Origin of the sequence: Brenneria populi, assembly GCF_036016195.1 — a bacterium.
GTDB lineage: Bacteria > Pseudomonadota > Gammaproteobacteria > Enterobacterales > Enterobacteriaceae > Brenneria > Brenneria populi.
Genome location: NZ_JAYWTM010000020.1, coordinates 67,854 through 93,789 on the forward strand (window position 1 = coordinate 67,854; position 25,936 = coordinate 93,789).

Annotated in this window: 17 protein-coding genes; 4 read left to right on the forward strand and 13 right to left on the reverse strand. The window is 58.9% G+C overall.

Features of this window, described 5'->3' with window-relative positions; translation table 11 throughout:
* Window positions 1–445 precede the first annotated feature (445 nt).
* A complete protein-coding gene (locus VSX58_RS16900; protein ID WP_327619108.1) occupies window positions 446–1,822 on the forward strand; it encodes a PTS transporter subunit EIIC in 1,377 nt (458 codons plus the stop codon).
* On the forward strand, window positions 1,819–3,237 hold the full coding sequence (locus VSX58_RS16905; RefSeq protein ID WP_327619109.1) for a glycoside hydrolase family 32 protein: 1,419 nt from the start codon (window positions 1,819–1,821) through the stop codon (window positions 3,235–3,237). Before VSX58_RS16900 ends, VSX58_RS16905 begins: the two co-directional genes overlap by 4 nt.
* A 100-nt stretch (window positions 3,238–3,337) precedes the next feature.
* Here VSX58_RS16905 and gss read toward each other — a convergent pair whose 3' ends face one another.
* Window positions 3,338–5,209 carry a bifunctional glutathionylspermidine amidase/synthase gene (gene gss / locus VSX58_RS16910; RefSeq protein ID WP_327619110.1) on the reverse strand — a complete coding sequence of 624 codons (1,872 nt, stop codon included), beginning with the start codon at window positions 5,207–5,209 and terminating at the stop codon, window positions 3,338–3,340.
* 387 nt (window positions 5,210–5,596) lie between these two features.
* The gene (locus VSX58_RS16915) at window positions 5,597–6,523 is read right to left on the reverse strand and encodes a DMT family transporter (RefSeq protein WP_327619111.1); all 927 of its coding nucleotides are present in this window, start codon (window positions 6,521–6,523) and stop codon (window positions 5,597–5,599) included.
* 168 nt (window positions 6,524–6,691) lie between these two features.
* Between VSX58_RS16915 and yghU the strand changes: the two genes are divergently transcribed.
* Window positions 6,692–7,558 (forward strand): glutathione-dependent disulfide-bond oxidoreductase, encoded by an 867-nt coding sequence (gene yghU / locus VSX58_RS16920; RefSeq protein WP_327619112.1) that lies wholly within the window; start codon window positions 6,692–6,694, stop codon window positions 7,556–7,558.
* 93 nt (window positions 7,559–7,651) lie between these two features.
* On the opposite strand, the gene VSX58_RS16925 is transcribed toward yghU, so the two are convergent.
* The 7 genes from VSX58_RS16925 to VSX58_RS16955 form a co-directional block, all read right to left on the reverse strand.
* Window positions 7,652–9,133: an FGGY-family carbohydrate kinase gene (locus VSX58_RS16925; protein WP_327619113.1), complete on the reverse strand. Its 1,482-nt coding sequence runs from the start codon at window positions 9,131–9,133 to the stop codon at window positions 7,652–7,654.
* A 31-nt stretch (window positions 9,134–9,164) separates the two neighbouring features.
* Window positions 9,165–10,022 carry an L-ribulose-5-phosphate 3-epimerase gene (locus VSX58_RS16930; RefSeq protein WP_327619114.1) on the reverse strand — a complete coding sequence of 286 codons (858 nt, stop codon included), beginning with the start codon at window positions 10,020–10,022 and terminating at the stop codon, window positions 9,165–9,167.
* Entirely contained in the window at window positions 10,022–11,068 is a 1,047-nt protein-coding gene (locus VSX58_RS16935) for an ABC transporter permease (protein WP_327619115.1), read from the reverse strand. Before VSX58_RS16935 ends, VSX58_RS16930 begins: the two co-directional genes overlap by 1 nt.
* 14 nt (window positions 11,069–11,082) lie before the next feature.
* Complete coding sequence (locus tag VSX58_RS16940; RefSeq protein WP_327619116.1) at window positions 11,083–12,075, reverse strand: ABC transporter permease; 993 nt, start codon at window positions 12,073–12,075, stop codon at window positions 11,083–11,085.
* Entirely contained in the window at window positions 12,068–13,582 is a 1,515-nt protein-coding gene (locus tag VSX58_RS16945; protein ID WP_327619117.1) for a sugar ABC transporter ATP-binding protein, read from the reverse strand. The genes VSX58_RS16940 and VSX58_RS16945 overlap by 8 nt, the downstream gene beginning before the upstream one ends.
* A gap of 69 nt (window positions 13,583–13,651) precedes the next feature.
* The gene (locus VSX58_RS16950) at window positions 13,652–14,656 is read right to left on the reverse strand and encodes a substrate-binding domain-containing protein (protein WP_327619118.1); all 1,005 of its coding nucleotides are present in this window, start codon (window positions 14,654–14,656) and stop codon (window positions 13,652–13,654) included.
* A gap of 182 nt (window positions 14,657–14,838) precedes the next feature.
* Window positions 14,839–15,648: a DeoR/GlpR family DNA-binding transcription regulator gene (locus VSX58_RS16955; RefSeq protein WP_327619119.1), complete on the reverse strand. Its 810-nt coding sequence runs from the start codon at window positions 15,646–15,648 to the stop codon at window positions 14,839–14,841.
* A 416-nt stretch (window positions 15,649–16,064) separates the two neighbouring features.
* Between VSX58_RS16955 and araD the strand changes: the two genes are divergently transcribed.
* Window positions 16,065–16,760 carry an L-ribulose-5-phosphate 4-epimerase gene (gene araD, locus VSX58_RS16960; RefSeq protein WP_327619120.1) on the forward strand — a complete coding sequence of 232 codons (696 nt, stop codon included), beginning with the start codon at window positions 16,065–16,067 and terminating at the stop codon, window positions 16,758–16,760.
* An 85-nt stretch (window positions 16,761–16,845) separates the two neighbouring features.
* On the opposite strand, the gene VSX58_RS16965 is transcribed toward araD, so the two are convergent.
* From VSX58_RS16965 to VSX58_RS16980, 4 genes are all read right to left on the reverse strand, one after another.
* Entirely contained in the window at window positions 16,846–18,288 is a 1,443-nt protein-coding gene (locus tag VSX58_RS16965) for an efflux transporter outer membrane subunit (protein ID WP_407654885.1), read from the reverse strand.
* A 104-nt stretch (window positions 18,289–18,392) separates the two neighbouring features.
* The gene (locus VSX58_RS16970; RefSeq protein WP_327619121.1) at window positions 18,393–21,491 is read right to left on the reverse strand and encodes a multidrug efflux RND transporter permease subunit; all 3,099 of its coding nucleotides are present in this window, start codon (window positions 21,489–21,491) and stop codon (window positions 18,393–18,395) included.
* A complete protein-coding gene (locus VSX58_RS16975; RefSeq protein WP_327619122.1) occupies window positions 21,488–24,682 on the reverse strand; it encodes an efflux RND transporter permease subunit in 3,195 nt (1,064 codons plus the stop codon). Before VSX58_RS16975 ends, VSX58_RS16970 begins: the two co-directional genes overlap by 4 nt.
* Window positions 24,679–25,893, reverse strand: coding sequence for an MdtA/MuxA family multidrug efflux RND transporter periplasmic adaptor subunit (locus tag VSX58_RS16980; RefSeq protein WP_327619123.1), 1,215 nt, complete (start codon window positions 25,891–25,893; stop codon window positions 24,679–24,681). Before VSX58_RS16980 ends, VSX58_RS16975 begins: the two co-directional genes overlap by 4 nt.
* Window positions 25,894–25,936 lie beyond the last annotated feature (43 nt).

The following is a 25,936-nucleotide window of genomic DNA, read 5'->3' on the forward strand; positions in this document are numbered from 1 at the left end:
AAATAAGCGTAATCATTAGACAGAAGCGCCAAGAGATTAACGCCGCCGTATCCCCCCTCAATAATTCGGGCGGCGGCACGGTAAACGACGCTCAATCCGGCTAATGCCGTTCACTTAAGCCGGTTTTTAGGGGAAACACCGGGGGAGGTTCCCGTAGGGACGCCTCACCCCGGTGGTCGCCCCGTGTATCTCGATACTTAAACGATCGGCGTTACTCAATCCGGCGGATTTTCCCCGCCGACGGCGCCGGACGGTATGCCGTTCATCGATCGCGCCGAGCCGGATCAGGTAAGCGCTCCTGAAGAGTGGACGAAGCCGCCGCGCCGCGCCCTATCGCCTTAACAAACTGTACCGGAAAGCGATTATGTGTTTTCATACGTCGATTTGAGAGATTACTTGTGATCTGTTTCACACTTTTATCACGCTAAAGTTTTTGAGGAAGTTCATGGATTATAAGCAGGTAGCCCGGCAGCTCGTTCCGCTGATGGGCGGTAAGGATAATATTGCGTCGGCCATTCACTGCGCGACACGACTTAGAGTAGTACTGGAAGATGAATCAAAACTGGATCTTAACGCGATTGACGCGGTCAAAGGAGTAAAGGCGAGTTTTCGTAAGGCCGGACAAATACAGGTGGTGTTCGACAGCAGCGTCATCAACGATATCTACGACGCGTTTGTCCACGCGGCAATGATCGACGACTCGACGCAGAAAGAAGAAGCCTCACAGAATGCGGTAAAAAATCTCAGCTATTTCCAGCGCATAGCCAGCACCCTATCCAACGTTTTTATTCCCATCATCCCAGCAATTATCGCCTCCGGCCTGTTGATGGGCCTGCTGAGCCTGATTAAAACCTACGGCTGGCTGGAATCGAGCAACGCCATCTATACCCTGCTGGAAATGTTCAGCTCTTCCGCCTTCATTATTCTGCCGGTGCTGATTGGCTTTACCGCCGCCCGCGTCTTCGGCGGCAACCCCTTTCTCGGCGCCACGCTCGGCGGGATCCTGACGCACCCGACGCTGGCGAATATCTGGGGCGGACTGGGCAGCTTCCACACGCTGGATTTCTACGGAATGCAAATCGCCATGATCGGCTACCAGGGAACGGTGTTTCCGGTGCTGCTGACCGTTTGGTTTATGAGCTTTCTGGAGAAGCGCCTGCGGCGCATCGTCCCCGATATCGTCGAGATTATTTTCGTTCCCTTTCTGACATTGATTATCTCCGGTTTCGTCGCGCTGCTGATTATCGGCCCGGCCGGGCGCATGCTCGGCGACGGCATCGCCTACATACTGACTACGCTGATCGCCCAGACCGGCTGGATTGCCGGAGTGGTGTTCGGCGGCCTCTATTCGGTGATCGCCATCACCGGCATCCACAACAGCTTCCACGCCATTGAGGCCGGGCTGCTGATCAACCCCAATATCGGCGTCAACTACCTGCTGCCGATCTGGTCGATGGCCAACGTCGCCCAGGGCGGCGCCTGCCTGGCGGTCTGGTTCCGCACCCGCGATAGCAAAGTGCGCAAAATAGCCATTCCCGCCGCGTTCTCGGCGCTTATCGGCTCGGTTGAGGCGGCGGTGTTCGGCGTCAATCTACGCTTCGTCAAACCCTTTATCGCGGCGATGACCGGCGGCGCGGTCGGCGGCGCCTGGGTTGTTTACAATAAAGTTTACGCTACCGGCGTGGGTCTCACCGGCCTGCCGGGACTGGCCATTATTCAGGCCAGTTCGCTCGTCAATCATCTGATTGGTTTGACCATCGCTTTCGGCCTGTCATTCTTTATTTCGTTAATGTTCAACTATAAACAAAAGGGCGACCAATGAGAGAAACGCACCTCCTGAAACAGACGCTGCTCGCAGTGATGAAGGGTCATCATCGCGACCCGTCCGACCGTTACCGGCCGCTGTGGCACCTGTCCCCGGTGGTGGGATTAATGAACGACCCTAACGGCTTTATTCAATTCAAACAGCGTTATCATCTGTTTTATCAATGGAATCCTCTGGCCTGCAACCATGACTCCAAGTTCTGGGGGCACTGGAGCTCGGCCGATCTGGTGAACTGGCGCCATGAGCCGGTAGCCCTGCTGCCGAGCGCGGAATTCGATATCGACGGCTGCTTCTCCGGCTCCGCGGTGGATGACGACGGGCAGTTGGTGCTGATCTACACCGGCAACGTGATGCTCCCGGACGACCGCACCGCGTGGCAGTGCATCGCCCGGCAGAATGCGCAGGGCGAGTTTGAAAAGCAGCCGGTTTTTGCTCAGCCGGAGGGCTACACCGGCCATATCCGCGATCCGAAAGTCTGGCGTCACGGCGATAGCTGGTACATGGTGCTGGCGGCGCAGAGCCCGCAGTTGCAAGGCAGGGTGCTACTGTTAAAATCGCCCGATCTGACGGCGTGGACGCTGATTGGCGAGATTGCCGGCAGCCGGGTGAGGGATAGCGCCGAATTCGGCTATATGTGGGAGTGTCCGGACCTGTTCCACCTGGATGGCCACGACGTGCTGATTACCTGCCCGCAGGGCGTTGCCGCGCAGGAGCGGCGTTATCTGAACCAGTATCAGTGCGGCTATCTGCTCGGGAAGCTGGACTACGCCAGCGGCGACTATCCCCACGGTCCGTTCCACGAGCTGGACTGCGGCCACGAGTTTTACGCGCCGCAAACCACCCTGACCGACGACGGCCGCCGTCTGCTGATCGGCTGGATGGGCGTGCCCGATCAGGACGAGTTCGCGCAGCCCACGATTCAACACGGCTGGATACATATGATGACCTGCCCGCGCGAGCTGAGCGTGCGCGACGGAAAAGTCTGCCAGCAACCGGCGCGCGAACTCCAGGCGCTGCGCGGGGCGCACCGGCAGGCCGGCGGACGCGCCGACTCGCTGCCGGCTCTGGACGCCGATAGCGCCGAGATCCTGTTGCAGGTCAGCGGAAACTTTCAGGCGGACTTCGGCGCGACGATGCGGCTGACCTGCGATGAACAGGGCGTCAAGTTGAGCCGCAAGGGGCTAAGCTCCGGCGAGGAAGAGAAGCGTTACTGGCAAGGCAAGGTGGAGAAGCTGCATATCCTTTGCGACAGCTCCAGCCTGGAGATCTTTATTAATGACGGCGTCGGCGTGATGTCTTCCCGCTACTTCCCCGCAGGAAAGGCGAACCTGACCTTTAGCGGCGGCGCGGAGATCGCGCTCGACCACTGGCGGTTACAGGAGAGCCAGACGGGCGCGGAGATCGCCCGCTAAGTAAAATGGCCGCGCCAAAACGCATGGCGCGGCTTAACCGGCCCGGCGATGGCGGCTAAACCGTGCCATCGCCGGCGAACCTCCCGTTCCCGCCGCCTCTCTAGCGCTGATTATCTTTCAGCACGATCAGCGGTTCGATATCGCTCTCTTTTTTAATCACCAGCGAATCATCGCCGCGCAGGCAGGTTCCGCCATAGTTGCCGCCGACGGTAAAGGTGCATACCTGAATATACTTGCCGGCGACGTTAGGCAGACACCACAGCTGCTGGTAGATATTTTTCCGATCGACGAACTTGCCGGAAGTCTTATCGAGCACCTCATCATGGTGGCTGACCAGGTCGATATTGCTGCCGCAGCGCCCGGAGATCGGCTTGACGGCGTAACCGGTTTTCGCCAGTTCGTTGTTCACCTCAAAGTCGGTATCCAGCAGATAGCGATGATGCGGGAACAGCGACCAGAGCACCGGCAGAATCGCCTTATTGCCCGGAATCACCGTCCACAGCGGTTCAAACACCATCACTTCGGGACGCATCAGCACGTCGATCAGGCGCACTTCGTTATCCGGGTGGCCGGTGCGGATCGGCACCGCCGCGAATTCGGTCGCGCTGACCTCGCGCACCTGCTCAATCACCGTCTCCCAGGCCCAGGTTTTCCAGACGCAGTTGACCAGCCGGCCGTCGCCGTCGATCAGCCGCCCGGCGGCATCCCAGCGCAGCTCATCAAGCCCGTACAGGATTTTGCTCTCGAAGCCGGCCTGCGTCAGGGCGCGCTGCATAAACCCGGCGTGGTAATTTTCCTCCAGGTCTTTGTCCTGCATGATGTGAACGAAAGGCCGCGCCAGGCTGTGTTTCCACGCGCCGGTCAGTTCGTCGATCAGCTCCTGCGCCGGGTTATGCCCCTTGCCGGGGTACCCCTGACGGGCCCACTGTTCGAGAATCAGTCCGCCTTCGGTGTGGCAGGAGGCGGAGTCCGCATTGTATTCATAGACTTTCAGACCGCGCTCGTCCATGCAGAAATCCATGCGCCCGGTGATCATATCGTGCCGGCGCTGCTGCCAGGAGAGACGCAAACGCGGCCAGAGAATTTTAGGGATGTCGAAAAGCGCCAGCAAATCGTCATCTTTCATCACCTTATCGGTGGCGTGCAGATACATCAGATGCAGCTCATTCGTCGCTTTGATCAGCTCCTGCTCGGCATCTTCGGTGATGGTGAAATATTGATAGGGATCCTGATTGATAATATGGCCGCCATTCGCCTGCACGTAGGCCTGTTGCAAAGGGTCGCGCTCGTCCAGCCACTTGCCGGCGAACTGGCCCCGCTCCTCCAGCCGCGCACCGTGAATGACCAGGGCCTCTCCGGGAATGGTCGGCTGCGGCAGGCTGTGAGCCGTCTCGTCGGTCTGAATCATCCAGCCGAGAATAGTGGTGTCGTCAAAGGTGTCGTGGATGGTGTAACGGCCGTCGCTTACCTCCAGCGTCAGCTCGCGGGTCCACTGCTGCCCCTGCGGCAGCAGCGAGTGAAGCACGTTCTGCTCGGCGACGCGCACTTTGTTGCCCACCAGTTGGGTGATCACCGCCACGTGGCCGGTCTGGTAAAACTCGCCGCCTTTTTGCCAGATAAGCAGCGAACCGGCGACCGGCGGGCGCAGAGAGCCGTTGGCAAAGGCCTGTAAAGGCAGGATATTGTCATTGACGACCTGACGCAAAAAGCGCAGGGAGAAGATCTCATACGCCATGCCGACGTCGGTAAAGACGACGCCGTAGTTCAAAAACAGAAAACGGCGGGCAAACTCGACGCACTGCCACTTATGCCCCATATACTCGTTGTCGATATAGCTGCGAAACGAGGCGTCGTCCGGCATGTTTTGCCGATCCAAACTTTTGTAATTCGATGAATAAATCGCCACGCCGCCCGGCGCGTATCCCAACAGAGTGCCGAACGGGGCATCGCTGTCCGTTGTTCCTTTGCTCATTGCCTGACCTCAAATTAATGCAGCCCGGACGGTTGACTGCGGAAAAACCCTTTCTACCCTCATGCCGATCGTTTAAGCATCGAGATACACGGGCGACCGCCGGGGTGAGGCGTCCCTACGGGAACCTCCCCCGGCGTTTCCCCTAAAAACGGGCTTAAGTGACCAGCATTACTCTACACCCTTCATCTTTCGCGTTGCCGGTACGTTGGCTTTGTTACTCGCGCCATCCATGGCGCTCGCCCCGTTGGGGCCGCCGCAAGCGGCGCGAAATCTATTGGGTCTCTTATCCCGTCCAGGCAATATCCGCCAGAGGTGAATTTATGATAGCACTCATTCAACTTGGGCAATGACAAAAAAGCGTTAATGCGGGCGGCATCCTCAATCGCGTCAAGATATCTGGCGGCGCGGTCGATTATTTTGGCTGGCGCTCGCCCTGTTGGTCGAACACAGCCAGATGCCTAAAATAATAAAAATCGCGCTTACCACATGAAAAGAGTTCAGCGAGATATCGAGGAAGAGAATACTGAATAGACCGCCGGATAGGGGAATGATATGGGTGTAAATTTCACCGCGCGTCGCGCCGATCTCGGCGATGCCCCGGTTCCAGAAAACATAGGAGAGCCACGATGGGAAAATCACCAGATAGGCCAGCCCGGCCAGAAAATCCCAATGGCGATAGGATGTCAGGTCAATCGCGCTTTGCGTCTGCGCATAAAGGTAGAGTACGGGCGCGAGGATGACGGCGCCAATCATCGAACTGGTTGCGACGAAGGCATTCCCGGCTATCGCCTTATTCTTTTTCCTCAGGAACGAGCAGTAGAAAGCCCAGCTGAGCGCCGACGCCATCGTCCATAAATCGCCCTGATTCATATTTTTGAAGGCATCCAGGTTAGTTATTCGCCCTTTGCTGACCAGATAAAACACGCCGAACGTGCTCAGCAATACGCCGGCCCAGTTATTTCTCGAAATACGATCGTTGAATATCAGCTTATTGATAATCAGCACCATACAGGGCGTCGCCGACATATAAATCGCGGCGTTAAGCGAAGTGGTGTATTGCAATCCGATATACAGCGTCAGGGGGAACAGCACCTGACCGAAGATCGATAAAAAGACCACCACCGGCAGCGACTGTTTCAGCAAGCGCCAGTCGGCGGCGACCTGTTTATAATACACCGTCATAAGCAGCAGCGCGGTTATCGCCCAGCGCGCTTCGGTCATCACCACCGGGTCGGCTCCGGCGACCAGTATATGGCCTACGACATAATTTCCGCCCCAGAACATGGCGGCCAGTGTAAGCAACAAATACGGCATAGCGGAACCTCTTCTGACGACGTCTCAAAAAAACGATACATCACCCTATCGTTCGCTGTTTGATATCCGTCAAAAAACGCCGCAATTACGCTAAGACGCCAACAATTAACGTGCGCGTCCGCGCCTGCTAAACTGCCTTAAGACATCCACCGAACAAGGCAGGCCAATATGTCAGAGAACAGCTACCAACCGCCCAAAGTATGGAAATGGATACAGGACAACGGCGGCGCGTTCGCCAGCATCAACCGCCCGATCTCCGGACCGACGCATGAGAAAGCGCTTCCCGTCGGCAAACATCCGCTTCAGCTTTACTCGCTGGGCACGCCCAACGGCCAGAAGGTAACCATTATGCTCGAAGAGCTGCTGGCGCTTGGCGTCAGCGGCGCGGAGTACGACGCCTGGCTGATTAACATTAGCGCGGGCGATCAATTCTCCAGCGGTTTTGTCGAAGTTAACCCTAATTCCAAAATTCCGGCGCTGCGCGACCACTCCGCCGCGCCGCCGATCCGCGTTTTTGAATCCGGCAATATCCTGCTCTATCTGGCGGAGAAGTTCGGCCATTTCCTGCCGCAAGATCCCGCCGGACGCGGCGAAACCCTGAACTGGCTGTTCTGGCTGCAGGGTTCCGCGCCGTTCCTCGGCGGCGGCTTCGGCCATTTTTATCACTATGCGCCGGTAAAAATCGAGTACGCCATCAACCGCTTCGCCATGGAGGCCAAACGCCAGTTGGATGTGCTGGATAAGCAGCTGGCGCGCGACAGGTACGTGGCCGGCGCGGAGTACAGCATTGCGGATATGGCCATCTGGCCGTGGTACGGCAACCTGGTGCGGGGCAACGTCTACGGCGCGGCGGAATTCCTCGATGCGGGCAGCTATAAGCACGTGCTGCGCTGGGCCGAAGAGATCGGCAGCCGCCCGGCGGTAAAACGCGGACGCATCGTGAATCGCATCCACGGACCGCTCAATGAGCAACTGCATGAACGTCACGACGCCAGCGACTTCGATAGCCATACCGAAGATAAACGTCAGGCGTGAGCGCGCGCCGATTGGTTATTCAAAAAATCCATCACCGGACCGCTAAGCGAAGTATCGCCGGTGATGATGGCAAAGCACCTGCGCAAACAGAGGTTATCCGCCTACCTCGCTCAGAGCGCGGGCAACCTGCTTAAAGCGGGCGAACCGCCGCCGGAGGATCTGATGTTTATCCGCCTCGGGCTCCAGGCGGATCGTCGGCGACCGAGCCGCCCGCATCGCCGCTTCAAATCCCGCAAAGTCCTCCGCGCCTACCGCCGCGCACATCGCCGCCGCACGGCAGCCGGACTGCTGAATATCGACAATTTCCAGCGGTAAGTCGCTGGCGTCGCAGAACATCCGCATCCAGATGGAGGAGTGCGTCGGGCCGCCGGTAAAACGGATACAGCGCGTTTCGCCGCCAAGCGCCAGAATGCGGTCCTGATGCAGCAAGTGAGAGAACACAATCCCCTGATAGATGGCGTAGGCCATATCTTCAACGCCGTGATGACCGCTTAATCCGAGGAAACCGCCGCTCAAGCCGGCATGGAAATTCGACCCGTATAGCCAGGGGAAGAAAAGAATATCATTGGCCTGCTGATAGCCGCTTTTCACCCACTGATTAAGCGTGTCGTAGCTATTCGGCAGGTCGGGGAAAAACTGCTTTACAAACCAGGCCAGATTGCTGGCCGAGGTGGGGCTTCCCTCATGGGCGAAATAGGTGCCGGGGATGCTGTATTTTCCCCATACGTAGGGATAGTCAGCCGGTTCGATGCGTTCGAAAACCCGCGTGGCGATCGACCAGGTGCCGGCGACCGCGCTTAGCCGGGTGCTGTCATGCACGCCAGAGGTCAGCGCCGCCCCCACGACGTCAAACATCCCGCAGAATACCGGCGTGCCGGCCTTCAGACCGCACAAACCGGCGGCGGCGGACGTCACATAGCCGGCCAGATCCGAGGAGTTAAGTATCGCCGGCGTTTTCTCCGCCGCTTCTTCAATGCCGAAAATGCGGAACAACGCCGGATCAAACTCGCCGCTCTGCTGATTGAAAAGATTGCTGCCGGAGATATTGGTCGCCTCGCAGGCAAACCGCCCCGTCAGGCAATAGCGAATATAATCATGCGCCATCAGGATGTAGCCTGCCCGGGCATAGCTGTCCGGCTCATGCTGTTTCAGCCAGCCGAGCAGAGCCGCCGGATGAGAAGGCCAGAGCTGCTGCAAACTGTGCGCATACGCCTGCTTATCCCTTTCCTCCCTCTTCCACTGCGTCACCAGCGCCTGCGCGCGCGAATCCGACGATACAATGCCGCGGCGCACCGGCCTTCCCTGCTTATCCACCAGATACAGTCCCTTGCCGTGCGCTGAAAAACCGATCCCGCGGATCAGCCCCGGTACGATGCGGCTCTCGGACAATACGCCGCGGATAACCTGACAGGTCGCGCGCCATAGTTCATCCATGTCGCGCTCGCAGAACCCCTGCTGCGGACTAAGCAGCGGCAGCGCCAGTTCGGTCACCTTTATTTCATGGCCGTCGGGGGTGTAAATCCCCGCTTTGGTAACCGTGCCGCCCAGATCGATCCCCATAAAATAGTGGCTCATAGACTCTCCTTAATCGATAGATCTCGGGCGGTTATCGCCAGCCAGCCGCTTTCATTTTGTCTTCGATCCAGCGTCGGGCGTGAATGATCTCCAGCAGCGGCTCCGCCGATTTTTCCGTCCACATTTCAACCAGAAAGGTTCCGCGGTAGTTGAGGCGGCGCAGCGTTTTAAACAGGCGAATGAAATCAACGCATCCCTCGCCGAACGGAACGTCGCGAAACTGTCCCGGCGAATCTTTCGTTACCGGAAAGGTGTCCTTCAGGTGTATCGCCGCGATGCGGTCGATCCCTTTGCTCAGCTCGCTGTCAACCTCATTCCCCCACGCCGTCAGATTGCCCACGTCGGGATATACCGTGAACCACGGGGAGTTGATTTTGGCGTCGAGCTCCCGCCATTTGCTGATGGAGTTGATGAACGGCGTGTCCATGATCTCTACCGCGCACATCACCTGCGCCGCCGCCGCCAGCTCTACGGTCCAGGCCATGGACTCCTCAAAGCGGGCGACGGTGTCTTCATCCTGCGGCTCGTAGTAGACGTCATACCCCGCCAGCTGAATGGTCCGAATCCCCAGGTCCTGCGCCAAACTCAGCGCGTTTTGCATAATGCCGCGCGCCCGGAGGCGGGTTCCATCGTCCCGGCTGCCGAAAGGAAAACGCCGGTGGGCCGACAGGCACAGGGTGGGAATGCGTACCCCGGTTTGCGCGATGGCGCCGATAATTTCCATCCGCTCCGCCCGGGTCCACGCCAGGCGCGCCAGGCGTTCATCGCTCTCGTCTATCGACATCTCCACAAAATCAAAACCGCAGGATTTCGCTATCGCGAGTTTTTCCACCCAGCTTGTGTCTTTGGGCAGCGCCTTTTCATAAATACCTAACGGGTGCTTACGCATTATCGTCCCTCGCGAGTTGCCAGATGCTGCTGATATCTCTTCCGGTTAAGCCGCATGGCGCGCCGCGCCTGCCACCGGTGTTTAAAGAATTTGAACGCCAGCGCGAATATCAGGGTGAATCCCCATACCGCCAGATTGAAATGAAGGCTGACGCCGAGCAGGCTAAGGCCCGTGGCGATAACCTGAAGCACCAGTAGCGCGCAGAACACGTGGCTGACTTTGCCCACGCCGCCGAACGGGTCGGTGCCGCCCAGCACAATCGCCAGTACCGTAAGCAGGAGATAAGAATCCCCATATCCCATGCGCGCCGAGTTAAAGCGCGCCATCATGATGAGACCGGCCAGAACGCAAAGCAGGCTGGAAATAGCGTAGATCGCCATCATGACCCGATCGGTGCGGATACCGCTAAACCAGGTAGCGTTAATGTTGCTGCCGCACATATAAATGCTTTTCCCCAGACGGGTTTTGCCCAGCAGCAGCGCCAGAACAAGTGAAGCGGCCACGAAAATGAGCGTCGGGATCGGCATCCCCCATACCACTTCGGACCCCATGCCGCGCACAATCGGCGGCATACCGCTCAATGCCGCCCCTTTGGTCAAATAGACCCCGACGCCGCTGATAATGGTCATGCTGCCGAGCGTAACCAGAATCGGATGCGCGCCGACGCGCGAGATCATCAGCCCGGTCAGAACGCCGATGCACACCGCAATCGCCGCCGCTCCCAGCAGGGCTAGCGCCAGCCACAGCAGCTGCGTTCCAACGCCGGCGTCGGCGGGAACATACTGAATCAGCAGCCAGGCCATAAACAGGCTGGTGAGGTTAGCCGTACCGATAATCGACAGGTTCAGCCCGCCGCTCAGCATCGGGACAAACATCGCGAAGGTTAACAGCCCAAGCTCCGGCAACTGAAAGGCGATGCTCAGAAAGGTGTTTTCGCTAAAGAAACGGCCCGGCATGACCGCGGTAAACACCATCACGGCCAGAACGCAGATCCCCAGCAGCCCGGCGCTGGTGCCGTCCACCGGTAAAAACGATTGTTTTTTCATATCAAATGCCTTTATCAGATAAAGCCGACGTCCGTTTCTTTGCGCTTTTTGTAATGGGTGACGCAAATAGCGACCACGATCACCACGCCGATCACGATATTGACGAAGTAGCTGGAGACGCCGATCAGATTGAGGCCGTTTTTCAGAATACCGATCAGGAAAACGCCCATCAGCGTGCCGATGACCGAGCCCCGGCCGCCGGACAGGCTGGCGCCCCCTAATACGGCCGCCGCCAGCACGTCGAGTTCGCCGCCCACCAGGGCATTCGGCACCACCTCGCTCATGCGATAGGCCTGCAGCATACCGCCGATAGCCGCCGTGGCGCCGAGGTAGCCGTAAGCGAACAGATAGATAAGCGAGACGCGGATGCCGATACGGCGGGCGGACTCCGCGCTGCCGCCGACGGCGTATAGCTGACGCCCGATATGGGTCTTTTGCAGCACGATCCAGGTCAGCAAGGCGATCGCCAGCATCACCACCAGCGGCAGGCCGATTTGGTAGGATTCGCCGTCATAGCTGAAGGGGACGACGGCGCGCTGAGTTATCCACCAGTCCGGCAGGTCGTAGATGCTGTGGCCGTTGGTTATCCACATCAGCAGGCCGAACAGCAGCGACTGCATGCTGATGGTGATGATGATCGACACGATATTGAGGTAATAAATCAATAGCGCATTCACCAGACCGAGGGCGACGCCAAACGCGACGGCGACCCCCAGACACAGCGCCGGGCTGGCGATTACGCCGTTTAATAGCAGCGAGGCTACCGCGTACTGCACCACCGACGCCACGGCGGCGAATGAAATGTCTATGCCGCCGGTGACGAGCACCACAAACAGCCCCAGCGCAAAGACGCCGGTTACGGCATAGCTTTCGGTCAGATCGAGCAGATTCTGTATCGAGAGAAACTCATTGCTCAATGAGGCAAACAGCGCCAGCATGATGACGATGACCCAGGCCAGCCATCCTTCCACCGAGCTCGGCAGTCTGAGTTTTAAGCAGTTAGCCATTAATGACCTCCGCAAGTTGCCGTTCGCTGAGCCGGGAGGGGATTAGCTCATTGACTACCCGTCCCTGCTTCATATGCAGGATGCGATCGCAGTTGTAATAGGCTTCAGGCGCCTCATCGGTAATCAACAGCACCGAGATCCCGACGCCGGAAAGACGGTGGATAAGCTTATAGATACTGTCTTTCGCGCCGATATCGACCCCCACCGTGGGGGCGTCGAGAATCAGTACCTTCGGACGGGTAAGGATCCATTTCGCCAGCACCACTTTCTGCTGATTTCCCCCCGACAGCGTGGACAGCGGATTATTCGGATCGGCGACTTTGATATCCAGATCGTTGATCCACGCCTGAACCAGGGCGTCCTTGCGCCGCTCATCGATCAGATACCAGGGCGTTTTGATCCTATCGAGGATAGAGAGCACCATGTTGTCGGCGACGGATTGCGGCAACACCGCGCCAAGCGTGAGCCGGTCTTCGGAAACATAGGCAATCCCCATTTCGGCGGCCTGGGCGTTGTCTTTAATCCGCACCTTCCGGCCATCAAGATAAATATCGCCGCCGTCGGGATGCGTGATGCCGAACAGACTCAGCGCCAGCTCGGTTCGCCCGGCGCCGAGCAAGCCGCACAGCCCCAGCACTTCGCCCCGGTGTAATTGCAGCGAAACATCGTGGAACTGTCCTTTACGGCTCAGGCCGTTAAGCTCCAGCACCACTTTGCCCAGCTCGGCGTTGGGCAATTTCTGCCGATGTACGATAGTCAGGCCGGTCATCAACTCGGTGATGCGGCCCGTCGAAAGTTCTTGGGCGGCCCAGGTTCCGACCATTTCGCCATCGCGGATAACGGTGATCCGGTCGGAAATCTCTTTCACTTCATCCAGCCGGTGGCTGACAAAAACCACGGTAATGTTTTTATCCCGCAGGTAGCTCACCGTGCGCAGCAGTTGGTTCACTTCGGTGCGGGTCAACGACGCCGTCGGTTCATCCATAATGACCAGCCTGGCGTCCGCCACCAGCGCGCGGCAAATGGCCACCTGCTGGCGTTGGGCTATGGGTAAATGCTGCACCGGCACATCGGGGTCGATGTTGAACGTCAGCTCATGAAGAATTTGCCGGGCTTTCTCCTTTATCGTTTTGCGGTTGAACCAGCCGAAGTACCCTTTCAGGTTGTATTCAAAGGCAATATTTTCCGCCACCGTCAGATTCGGAAATAACGACAGATCCTGATAGATAACCTGTATTCCCAAATACCTGGCCCGGTCAGGCGTCAGGCGGTAGTAGCTTTTACCGTCGATAATGATTTCGCTGCCTTCATCCGGCGCATAGACCCCGCTGATGGCTTTAATCAGGGTGCTTTTGCCGCAGCCGTTCGCCCCGGCAAGACAGTGGACCTCGCCCTTATTCAACGTCAGAGTGATATTTTTCAACGCCTGATGGCCGCCGAAACTTTTCGATAACGTCCGCAGCGCGATCAGGGGGATGGTGTTACCAACATCGGAAATGTGAAGCATCGTACTGCTCCCAGATAGACGGCGTAGTAAGCGCCGGGCCGCAAGCGACCCGGCAGTACGACTCGGGGGTCACAGACCCAGTTTCACCAAACGCTTGGTATTTTCCACGTCCAGTTTTTCCGGGTTATCGCTGAGAATGGTGTTGCCCTTGATCTTAATCTCTCCCATGTCGCCCAGCTTGACGCCGTCTTTAATCGCCTCGCCGTTCATCATCGCCGTCGCAACCTGAACGAAGACTTTGCCCGCCACCATTGGGTTGGAGATATACCCTCCATCGATGGCGCCTTTTTCCAACAGTTTGATGCCCTGGCCCGGCGTAAAGGTGCCAAAGACGCAAATGGCGTCATTTTTCTTACGCTTGTCGATTGCGCGGCCCGCGCCGATCGGCCCCTGGGAACCAAAGGACATGATGCCTTTCAGATCTTTATGTTTGGACATCAGGTCATTGGCGGTGCGCATGGAGTCATCCACCGACTCCGCAACGCCGAAGCGGTCCTCCGCCAGCGTCATTTTCGGGTAGTGCGCCTTCTGGTAAGCAATCGCCGCATCGGCCCATTCGTTAACCAGCGGCACCGTCAGGCTGCCGACGAACATGGCGTATTTCCCCTCTTCGCCCATGCACGCGGCCATATCCTTCATATGATTGGCTCCCATGGTCTGGGTATCCAGCAGCTCGAAATCCCAGTCGGCATTCGCCTGCGCGGGCGATTCGTGGGTAATCACTTTAATGCCGGCCTCCTGGGCGCGTTTCAGTACCGGCTCAAGAACTTTGGCGTCGTTGGGCACCACCCCGATCACATCGACCTTTTTGGCAATCAAATCTTCAATAGCGCGCACCTGCTCCGCCGGATCCGCCGTCGTCGGGCCGACCTGCCAGGCATTCACCCCCAGCGCCTTGCCCTCCTCTTTGATGCCTTGCTCCATAACGTTAAACCACGGGATCCCCCCGACTTTAACCACCACGCCCATGGTGAACGGTTTATTCGCCTTCTGCGGAACGGCGGCTTCGGCAGCCCATACGGAATTAGCGGACATCAGGGCGGTGATCAGGCAGGGTAAGATTAATTTTTTCATTATAAGATCCTCTGGAGAATATTTTAGGCGTCAGACATTACGAAATAAGAAAAGCGGTCCGACTTATTATTTATTTCATTTTTCACTGGTGCTGGCACGGATACTGTTTCAATATTTATTTTCACGACATTGATAACGTCACGCATGGGTAAAAACATAATTATCGGCGGCCCTGCCGCAATTTATTTTTCGGTTTCAATAATAGTCAGGCCCGGGTTATCATCCCGGTATTTTTGCGCAACGACCTTATTTGTTATTAATACGTCGATTTTATCCAGCATACATATTTTACAGAATGCGAACTGTTCAAACTTACTGGAGTCCGCCAATAAGATCTTTTTCCCGGAGATTTGCAGCATAACCTGTTTTAACCTAGCGTTAATTTCACTGCCGTCCCTGACGCCGCTCTCTTGATTAAGCCCCTGGCATGAAAAAAATAGGCTATTAATCTGGAAATTTCTTATCGCGCTTTCAGCCACCGGGCCGTGAAAGTCGTCGTGACGCGCGGAATATTCCCCGCCGACGCCGATGACGCGCACGTTGTCCCGACAGGCCAACGCCTGAATAATTTTTACCGAATTAGTGACCACGGTAATATCAATATCCGGAATCTGCCTCGCCAGAAACCAGCAGGTGCTGCTGTTATCCAGCAGAATACAGTCGCCAGGCTGGATGAACTGTAGCGCGGATTTAGCAATTTTCATTTTAATATCAGGATGTTTTTCCGTTCTTTTACGGAAAGACTCCGCCCGATCGATGGCGTTCGGCTGGTAAACGCTATCCTGCGTCTCTACGGGCGGCGCATCATGCGCATCCAGAGACACCGCCCCGCCGAAACTGCGGATAAGCTTTTTATTCTTCTCTAATACATTCAGGTCGCGGCGAATAGTTTCAGGCGAAACCTGAAACATTTCTGATAATTCCGCCACCAGGGCAGATCCATGCTGCTGCACATAGGCATAAATCATCTTATAGCGTTCGGCCTGCAACATAATATCTCTCTGACCCTGACAGAATTAAGATGTCTTTATACTCATGTTTTTCCGCCGGGAGTAAAGTGACTGAATTCAAGGAATAATTGTTATGCGTTTACCAAGCGATATTTTGTGATCGCAAACCAATTCAACTGAATGTAACGATGAAAATCCTCCACGAAAATATGATAGCCATCACGTAAAACCGGCAAAAACAGCTCGTAAACAGACATCGACAGCAGAAAACAAACATAAATGGGCAGACACGCTGCGACCATTTATGACCGACCATGACTTAATGCGCCCGTTTAACGCCCGCGGCCGGTGCCGCGGCTTTTATACACGCGGCAATAGCAGTAATTTAATTACCGTAGCGGCAGCATTAAAAAATATCCGCAAAATAACCACGAGAAAATTTAACGAGGTGAATAATAATGCTCCAGGAATTAAAACAGCAGGTATTAGAGGCCAATTTATCATTGCCGGCACATCGGCTCGTCACATTCACCTGGGGCAACGTCAGTGGGGTCGACCGGGAGCGCGGCCTCATGGTGATTAAACCTTCCGGCGTGGAATATGACGTAATGCGCGCGGAAGATATGGTGGTCGTCAGCCTGGAAAACGGAGAGGTTGTCGAAGGCGGCAAGAAACCCTCTTCCGATACCGCTACCCACCTGGTGCTGTACCGGGCGTTTCCTGATATCGGCGGCATTGTTCATACTCACTCGCGCCACGCCACTATTTGGGCCCAGGCCGGAGCCGCCCTTTCCGCCTTCGGCACCACGCACGCCGACTACTTCTACGGCGCCATCCCCTGCACCCGGCTGATGCGCGACGACGAAATAACCGGAGATTACGAATACGAAACCGGCAATGTTATCGTCGAAACCTTTGCCCGATTAGGTATCGGCGCAAACGATATTCCCGCGGTGCTGGTTAACGGCCACGGCCCTTTCGCCTGGGGGAAAAATGCGGCCAACGCGGTACACAACGCGGTGGTACTTGAAGAGATCGCCTATATGAATCTCTTTACCCATCAGCTGCGACCGGAAATAGCGCCCATGCAGCAAACGCTGTTAGATAAACACTTCCTACGCAAGCATGGGGCCAACGCCTACTACGGGCAGTAGCGCCCCGCGGAGGGGCGGCCGCGCCGTTCCCCCCGGCATATGGCGAATCGCAAAGCGGGTGATTCAGACGAAGCCGCCCGCCCCGCTACCGCGTCAGCGTCGCCGCGTCCCAGCCGCCGCCCAGCGCGGCAATCAGCTCGACGCTGGCCACCCACTGCGTGCTTTGCAGCGACAGCAGGCTTTGCTGCTGGCTCAGGCTGGCGTTTTCGGTGGTGGCGACGTCCAGGTAATCAATCATACCGGCCTCATACTGGTTGCGCGTAACGCGTGCGGAATCCTGCGCCGCGGTCGCGGCGCGCTGCTGCGCGGCCAGCTCATCCTGCAGGGTATTCAACTGCACCAGATAGTTTTCCACCTCGGTAAAGCCCTGCAGTACCGCTTGGCGGTAGCTGGCGACGCTGGCGTCATAGGCGGCGCGCGCCTGTTCCACTTTCGCCGACGTCGCGCCGAAATCCAGCAGCGTGCCGCTCAGCTCCGGGCCGAGCGACCAGACGCGGTTCGGCAGCGAGACCAGGTTATGCAGCACCGAACTGCTGAAGCCGCCGCTGGCGCTCAGCGTCAGATCCGGGTAGTAGCCGGCGATCGCCACCCCCACCGCCGCATTCGCCGCCGCCACGTTGCGTTCGGCATAGGCGATATCCGGCCGGCGCTGCAACAGTTCCGATGGCAGCGCATGCGGGATCGCCGGCAGGGTGGCGCTCAGCGGCGCGGCGGCCAAGCTGAATTCCGCCGGCGTTTTGCCGATCAGCAGCGCAATCGCGTGTTCCAGCTGCGCCCGCTGCCAGACATAATCCAGCGCCGAGGCTCTGGCGCTCTCCAGCTGTAGCTGCGCCTGCGCCAGCGTGCTGCGCGATTCGGCGCCGGCCTGATATTTGTTGTCGATCACCTGCAAATAGCGTTCATAGGCCTGCACGCTCTGCTGATACAAGGCGATTTGCCGATCCATAATGCGCAGTTGGAAGTAATCCTGCGCCAGCTCCGACTGGGCGCTCAGCGTGATGTTCGCCAGCTCAGCCTGGCTGGCCTGGGCGCTGGCCTGGTTCTCTTCCAGCGTGCGCCTGAGCTTGCCCCACAGATCCAGCTCCCAGCTGGCGCTGGCCTGCGCCGAGAAACTGTTGCTGACGGAGCGCTGGCCGGAGCTGCCGCTGGCCTTGCTGCCGCTGCGGGTGCCCGATCCGCTGCCGCTGATGGTGGGGAACAGCTCGGAACGCGACTGCGCCGCCAGCGCCTTGGCCTGACGGTACTGCGCCTCATACTGCGCCACGTTCTGATTGGAAATACTCACCTGACGGAGCAGCGACGATAGCGTGGCATCGCGATACACCGACCACCACTCGCCCTTATTGACCTGATCCTGCGGTTCGGCCTGCTGCCAGCCTTTGGCTTCCTTATACTGCAACGGCACGCTGACGGCGGCCGGGCGCTGATAATCTGGCCCCACGGCGCAGCCGCTGAGCGTCAGGGCGAGAAAAAGCGGAGTCAAGGCCAATGCCGAACGCTTAAGGATCGAGATACACGGAGCGACCACGGGGCGAGGCGTCCCTGCGGGAACCTCACCCCGTGTTTCTCCTAAAAATAGGCTTACGTGGCCGGCATTAGGGGTAAAGGCAATATTTTTCAGTTTCATAAACGTTATTCAGCATGGCGCAAGCGCTGCCACTGACGACGAGTGGCGCGGCTGGCGCGATCGAGATAGAGGTACACCACCGGCGTGGTGAACAGCGTAAGCAACTGGCTAAGCGCCAGACCGCCGGCGATCGCCAGCCCCAGCGGGCTGCGCAGATCGGCGTCGCCGCCGCTGCCCAGCGCCAGAGGCAGCGCGCCGAAGAACGCCGCCAGGGTGGTCATCATAATCGGGCGAAAACGCATCAGGCAGGCCTGAACGATCGCCTGCTGCGGCGACATCCCCTGCTGGCGCTCGGCCATCAGCGCGAAGTCGATCATCATAATGGCGTTCTTCTTCACGATACCGATCAGCAGCAAGATGCCGATCAGCGCGATCACCGTAAGCTGGGTGTTGGTCAACAGCAGCAACAGCAAGGCGCCCACGCCGGCCGACGGCAACGTTGAAAGAATGGTCAACGGGTGGATATAGCTTTCATACAGCATGCCCAGCACGATATAGACCGCCGCCAGCGCCGCCAAAATCAGCCACGGCATGCTGGCGGTCAGTTCGCCGAATTCGCGGGCGGTGCCGCTGAATCCGGCCTGCACGTCGCTCGGCAGGCCGATCTGCGCCATGGCGTTTTTAATCAGCGCCTGCGCCTGCTCCAGCGACACGCCGTCCTGCAGGTTGAAGGCGATGGTGCTGGCGGCGGACTGCCCCTGATGCGCCACCGACAGCGGCGCGGTGTCGCTGCTGAAGGTGACGAAGGCGGAGAGCGGCACCCGATCGCCGTTATCGTTAACCACCAGCAGATCCTTCAGCGTATCCGGATCTTGGGTAAAGCTATCGTCCAGCGACATCACCACGTGGTACTGGTTGAGCGTATGGTACAGAGTGGCGATCTTACGCTGGCTGAAGGCGTTGTTCAGCAAAGCATCAAGCATATCGACGTCCACCCCCAGCCGCGTGGCCTTATCGCGATCGATGTTGATCATCACCTCCTGCCCGCCGGTCTGCGCATCGGAATCCACGCTGGTCAGTTGCGGGATCTTCGCCAGCGCCGCCTGCACCTTCGGCGTCCAGGCGCGCAGGGTGTCGAGATCGTCCGCCTGCAGGGTGTACTGGTAACTGGCGTTGGCGCTGCGGCCGCCGACGCGCAAATCCTGCGCCGCCATCAAGAACAGCTGCATGCCGGCCAGATGTTGCGCTTTGGCGCTCAGCCGGTTGGCGATTTCGCTCGCCGTGGCGCTGCGCTGGCTAAAGTCTTTCAAATGCACGAAGAAGTTGGCGCTGTTGCGCGAGCCGAACGCGCCGCTGCCCATCGACGCCATCACCCCGTCCACGTCCGGATCCGCGGCGATCAGTTTGGCGGCCTGCTCCATCTTGGGCTTCATCGCCTGGAACGAGATGTTCTGATCGGCGCGCACCATGCCCATCAGCAGCCCGGTGTCCTGGGTGGGGAAAAAGCCCTTCTGCACCACGGCGTAGAGGAAAACGTTGAGCGCCACGGTGAGCAGCAGGCTAAACAGCGTCAAACGCTGGTGCTTCATCACCCACCCCAGCCCGCGGGAGTACGCCGCCAGCAGGGCGTTGAGCTGATTTTCAATCCACCGGTAGAGCGGATGCGGCCGTTTCGTCACCGCCGGTTTGCGTTTCAGCAGGCGCGAACAGAGCATCGGCGTCAGGGTCAGCGACACCAGCATCGAGATCAGCAGCGACACCGTCAGCGTCACCGCGAATTCGCGGAACAGGCGGCCCACCACGCTGCCCATCAGCAGAATCGGGATAAACACCGCCACTAGCGACAAGGTCATGGACAGCACGGTGGAGCTGACTTCGCGCGCCCCTTTCAGCGCCGCCCGCACCGGGCTGAGCCCCGCTTCGATATAGCGGGTGATGTTTTCCAGCACCACGATGGCGTCATCCACCACGAAACCGGTGGCGATAATCAGCGCCATCAGCGACAGATTATCCAGACTGTAATCCAGCAGATACATCACCGCGCAGGTGCCGATCAGCGATACCGGCAGCGCCAGCGCCGGGATAATCACCGCCTGCGCGTTGCGCAGGAACACGAACACCACGCCGATCACCAGCAGCACCGCGATCAGCAGCGTCTCTTCGGTATCATACAGCGAGGCGCGCACCGTGGAGGATCGATCCACCACCAGCTTCAGCTGCGTATCCGCCGGCAGCACCTCCTGCAGATCCGGCAGCAGCGCCTTGATCGCATCGATGGTTTGCAGCATGTTGGCGCCCGCCTGCCTCGTTACGCCGATCATCACCGCCGGCTGCTGGTTGTAGTAGCCGGCTTTGTATTTGTCTTCGATCGCATCGTACACCGTCGCCACGTCGCGCAGACGGATCGCCCGGCCGTTCTGGTAGCTGACCACCAGATTGCGGTACTGCGCCGCCTTACCCAGCTGGCCGTTGCCGTCCACCACCCACGACTGGCTGCCGCCGTTCAGGATGCCTTTCGGCAGGTTGGTGGTGCTGTCGGCGACGGCGGCGCGCACCGTATCCAGCGACACGCCGAAGTGGGTCAGCATCTGCGGCTGCAGATCGATGCGCACCGCCGGCAGCGCGCTGCCCATCAGCGATACCTCGCCGACTCCCCGCACCTGAGCGATCTTCTGATCGATCTTGCTGTCCGCCAGATCGTAAAGTTCGCCGAGGGGGCGCGTCGCCGAGGTGAGCGCCAGCATCACGATCGGCGCGTCGGACGGATTGGCCTTACGATAGGTGGGCAGCGTCGTCATGCTGCTGGGCAGCAGGCTGCGGGCGGCGTTGATCGCCGCCTGTACGTCGCGCGCCGCGCCGTTGATGTCGCGGTTCAGCTCAAACTGCAAAATGATATTGGTGCTGCCGGACGAACTGCTGGAGGTCATTTCGGTAATGCCGGCGATCTGCCCCAGCGCCCGCTCCAGCGGCGTCGCCACCGTGGCGGCCATGGTCTCCGGGCTGGCGCCGGCCAGCGAGCCGGTCACCATGATGGTGGGGAAGTCCACCTGCGGCAGCGGCGCCACCGGCAGCAGGCGATAGCCCAGCATGCCGAGCAGCAGGATCGACAGCGTCAGCAACAGCGTGGCGACCGGACGGAAGATAAACAACCGTACCATACTCACTCCCCGCCCTGAGACTGCCGCGCGTTACGCATATAGCGTTTGCCGCGCTGCGCCAGGCCGTCGAACCACAGATAAATCACCGGCGTGGAGAACAACGTCAGGACCTGGCTGACGATCAGGCCGCCGACGATCGCCAGCCCCAGAGGCTGGCGCAGCTCAGCCCCCGAGCCGGAAGCCAGCATCAGCGGCAGCGCGCCGAGCAGCGCCGCCATAGTGGTCATCAGGATCGGCCGGAAACGCAGCAGGCAGGCCTGATGGATCGCCTCGCGCGGGCTGAGGCGCTGATGGTTCTCCGCCTCAAGCGCGAAGTCGATCATCATGATGGCGTTCTTCTTGACGATGCCGATCAGCAAAATCACCCCGATCAACGCAATCAGGCTGAATTCGCTGTCCGCCAGCAGCAGGATCAGCAGCGCCCCCACCGCCGCCGAAGGCAGCGTCGACAGGATGGTGATCGGATGGATAAAGCTTTCGTACAGAATGCCCAGCACCACATACATGGTGATCAGCGCCGCCAGAATCAGCCACAGCGTGTTGCTGTTGGCGCTCTGAAACGCCGAGGCCTCCCCCTGGTAACGCAGCGTGATGCTGGAGGGCAACGAGAGCCGTTGACCGATGTCGGCGATCGCCTGCTGCGCCTCTTCCAGCGAATAGCCGTCGTTCAGGTTGAACGACACCGTCACCGCCGGAAACTGGTTCAGCCGCATATGCATCAGCGAGCCGGGGCGCTGATGGATGGTGGCGATCGAGGTCAGTTTCACCATATTGGCCGTCGAACTGGTCGACGATGACGTGGAGGACGTTGAAGTAGTAGTAGAAGACGTTGAGGACGAAGATGACGAACTGCCGCCGTCGGACGACGCCGTGCCGGTCAGCCAGACATCATCGAACGACGCCGGAGACTGCTGATAGGCCGGCGCCACCTCCAGCACCACGCGATACTGGTTCGACTGGGTGAAGATGGTCGAAACCAGGCGCTGCCCGAAGGCGTTGTATAACGCGGTATCCACATCGGACGCGGTAATGCCGTAGCGCGCCGCTTTATCACGGTTCAGTTCGACATAGGCAACCTGCCCCTGATCCTGCAGGTTGCTGACCACGTCGCTGAATTCCGCACGTTGCGCCAGCGCCGCGACCAGTTGCGGCGACCACTTCACCAGGTTTTCGCCGTCGGCGTCATCCAGCGTGAACTGATACTGGCTCGGCGTCACCTGATCGTTCACCGTCAGATCCTGCGCCGACTGCAGATAGAGCGCGATGCCCGGCACGCCGCGCGCCGCCTGTTTCAGCTCGGCGATCACCGCGTCGGCGCGCTCATCGCGCTCGTCGAACGATTTAAGATTGATTTGCAGCCGCCCGCTGTTCAGGCTGGTGTTGTTGCCGTCGATGCCGATGGTGGAAGAGACGCTCTCAACCGCCGGATTCTGTAGAATCACATCCGCCAGCGCCTGCTGCCGCTTGGCCATTTCGCCAAAGGAAACGTCCTGCGACGCCACGCTAATCCCCTGAATCAGCCCGGTATCCTGCGTGGGGAAGAAGCCTTTGGGGATAATCAGATACAGCAGCGCGGTCAGCACGAAAGTGCCCAGCGCCGCCAGCAGCGTCAGCTTCTGATGGTTAAGCACCACCGTCAGCAGGCGATCGTAGCCGCGCACCAGCCCGTCGAAAAATTCACCGCCCTTGCGCGCAAAGCGCGACTGTTTTTCCGGCGGAATATGACGCAGCAAATAGGCGCACAGCATCGGCGTTAAGGTTAACGACACCAGCATCGACACCAGTATCGCCACCGCCAGCGTGATGGCGAACTCGCGGAACAGCCGCCCGACCACGTCCCCCATAAACAGCAGCGGGATCAGCACCGCAATCAGCGAGAAGGTCAGCGAAATAATGGTAAAGCCGATCTGCTGCGAGCCTTTCAGCGCCGCCTGCATCGGCGTTTCCCCCTCTTCCAGCCGGCGGGAAATATTCTCCACCACCACGATGGCGTCGTCGATGACGAAGCCGGTGGCGATGGTCAGCGCCATCAGCGACAGGTTGTTGAGGCTGAAGCCGGACAGGTACATCACGCCGAAAGTGCCCACCAGCGATAGGGGAACGGCGACGCTTGGGATCAGCGTGGCGGCGATATTGCGCAGGAACAGGAAGGTGACCATGATGACCAGCGCGATCGACAGCATCAGTTCGAACTGTACGTCGCTGATGGAGGCGCGAATGGTTTGCGTGCGATCGGACAGTATCTCCATTTTCACGCCATCCGGCAGCGCCGCCTGCAGCGTCGGCAGCTGGGCCTTGATGCTATCCACCACCGAGATGACGTTGGCGCCGGGCTGGCGCTGCACGCTGATGACAATCGCCGGGCTGCGGTTGGCCCACGCCGACTGATAGCTGTTTTCCGCGGCTTCTTCGATATGGGCGACGTCGCGCAGGCGCAGCGCGGCGCCGTTCTGATAGGCGAGAATCAGATTGCCGTACTCCTCGGCGGTGCGCAGTTGGTCGTTGGCGTCAATGGTGACCGAATGATATTTGCCGTCGAAGCCGCCCTTCGAACCGTTAACGTTGCTGTTGCCGATCAGCGTATTGACATCCTCCAGCGTCAATCCCCGCGCCGCCAGCGCTTTGGGATCCGCCTGCACGCGGATCGCCGGCTGATGCCCCCCCGCCAGCGTAACCATCCCCACGCCAGAAATCTGCGACAGCTTGAGCGCGATGCGCGTGTTCACCAGGTCCTGCACCTTGATCAGCGGCAGGGTATCCGAACTGGCGGCCAGGGTGATGACCGCGCTATCCGCCGGGTTGACCTTTTTATAGGTCGGCGGATTGGGCAAATCGGAGGGCAGCAGGCTGTCGGCGGCATTGATCGCCGCCTGCACTTCCTGCTCCGCGACGTCCAGCGACAGATCGAGCGAAAACTTCAGGGTAATCAGCGATGAACCGCTGCTGCTGTTGGAGGTCATCTGGCTCAGCCCGGCCATCTGGCCGAGCTGGCGCTCCAGCGGCCCGGTCACCGATGACGCCATCACATCCGGGCTGGCGCCCGGATAGAGCGTGGTGACCTGTATCGTGGGGTAATCAACCTGCGGCAGCGCGGAGGTTGACAGCGAGCGATAGGCGAAAATCCCGGAAATCAGCACGCCGACCATCAGCAAGATGGTGGCGACCGGACGTTCAATAAAGATTCGCGACGGATTCATTGCGCCCTGGCGCTCCCACTGGCCGCGCCGGTCTGCTCTTGTGCGGACGTCACCACGCTGACCTTACTGCCGTTGGCCAGGCGTTCGACGCCCTCCGTCACCACCCGATCCCCCGGCGCCACGCCGGAAATAATCGCCCGCAGATCCTCGCCGAAACTCGGCCCGGTTTGCACGACTTTGCGCGTCACGGTGCCGTCTTGATTGATCACAAAGACAAAACTGCCGTCGCTGCTGAGCTGCAACGCCTGGGAAGGGATCACCGTCGCCTGCGACAGCAGGCCGATTTGCAGCCGCACGTTGACGAACTGGTTGGCATACAGCGCCTCATCGCGATTATCGAACAGGGCTTTTAACTGCACGGTGCCGGTGCCGGTGTCTATGCTGTTGCTGATGAATTGCGCTTTGCCTTCGGCAAGCTGCGTTTTGTCGTCCTGATCAAAAGCGGTCACCGGCATGCTCTGTCCGTTATGCAGCGCTTTCAGCAGCACCGGTATATTGCTTTGCGGCACGCTAAAGGTCACGGCCGCGGGCTGAGTCTGGGTGATGGTGACGATGCCGGTGGTGTCGCTGCTGGTCACCATATTGCCCGCATCCACCAGCCGCAGGCCCACGCGCCCGCTAATCGGCGCGGTGATGCGCGCATATTCGATATTCAACTTGGCGGCGGCGATCTGCGCCTCATCGGCTTTGATCGCGCCGCTGTACTGCCCGACGGTGGCGATCTGCGTATCCAGATCCTGACGCGAGAGCGAATCCTGGGCAAAGAGTTTTTTATACCGCTGCAGCGTTAGCTGCGCGCTTTTCAGCAGCGCCTGGTTCTCGCTCAGTTCGGCCTGATACTGCGCCAGCGTCGCCTGGTAGCTGCGCGGATCGATCTGCGCCAGCAGTTGGCCGGCCTCGACCTTCTGCCCCTCGGTGAAAGAGATCTTCATGAGCTGGCCGTCGACGCGGCTGGTCACCGTAACCGTGGCGTTCGGCGTGACCGTGCCCAACGCGTTGAGATAGACCGGCACATCGGCCTGGGCGGCGGTTCCGGCATGAACCAACGTGTTGCCGCCCCCCATCATCATTCCCGGCCCGCCAGGCCCGCCGGGCCTTCCCATCTTGTTTTGTCCGCTCGGCCACAGGCGCCAAACGACGCCGCCAATAATCAATACTAAAACGATGAGCAGCAGAAGCTTCAACAGTCGGGAGCGTGATGGTTTAGTCATGAAAATCTTAATCGTAGTTAAAGGCGAATATCTCTTTCACATG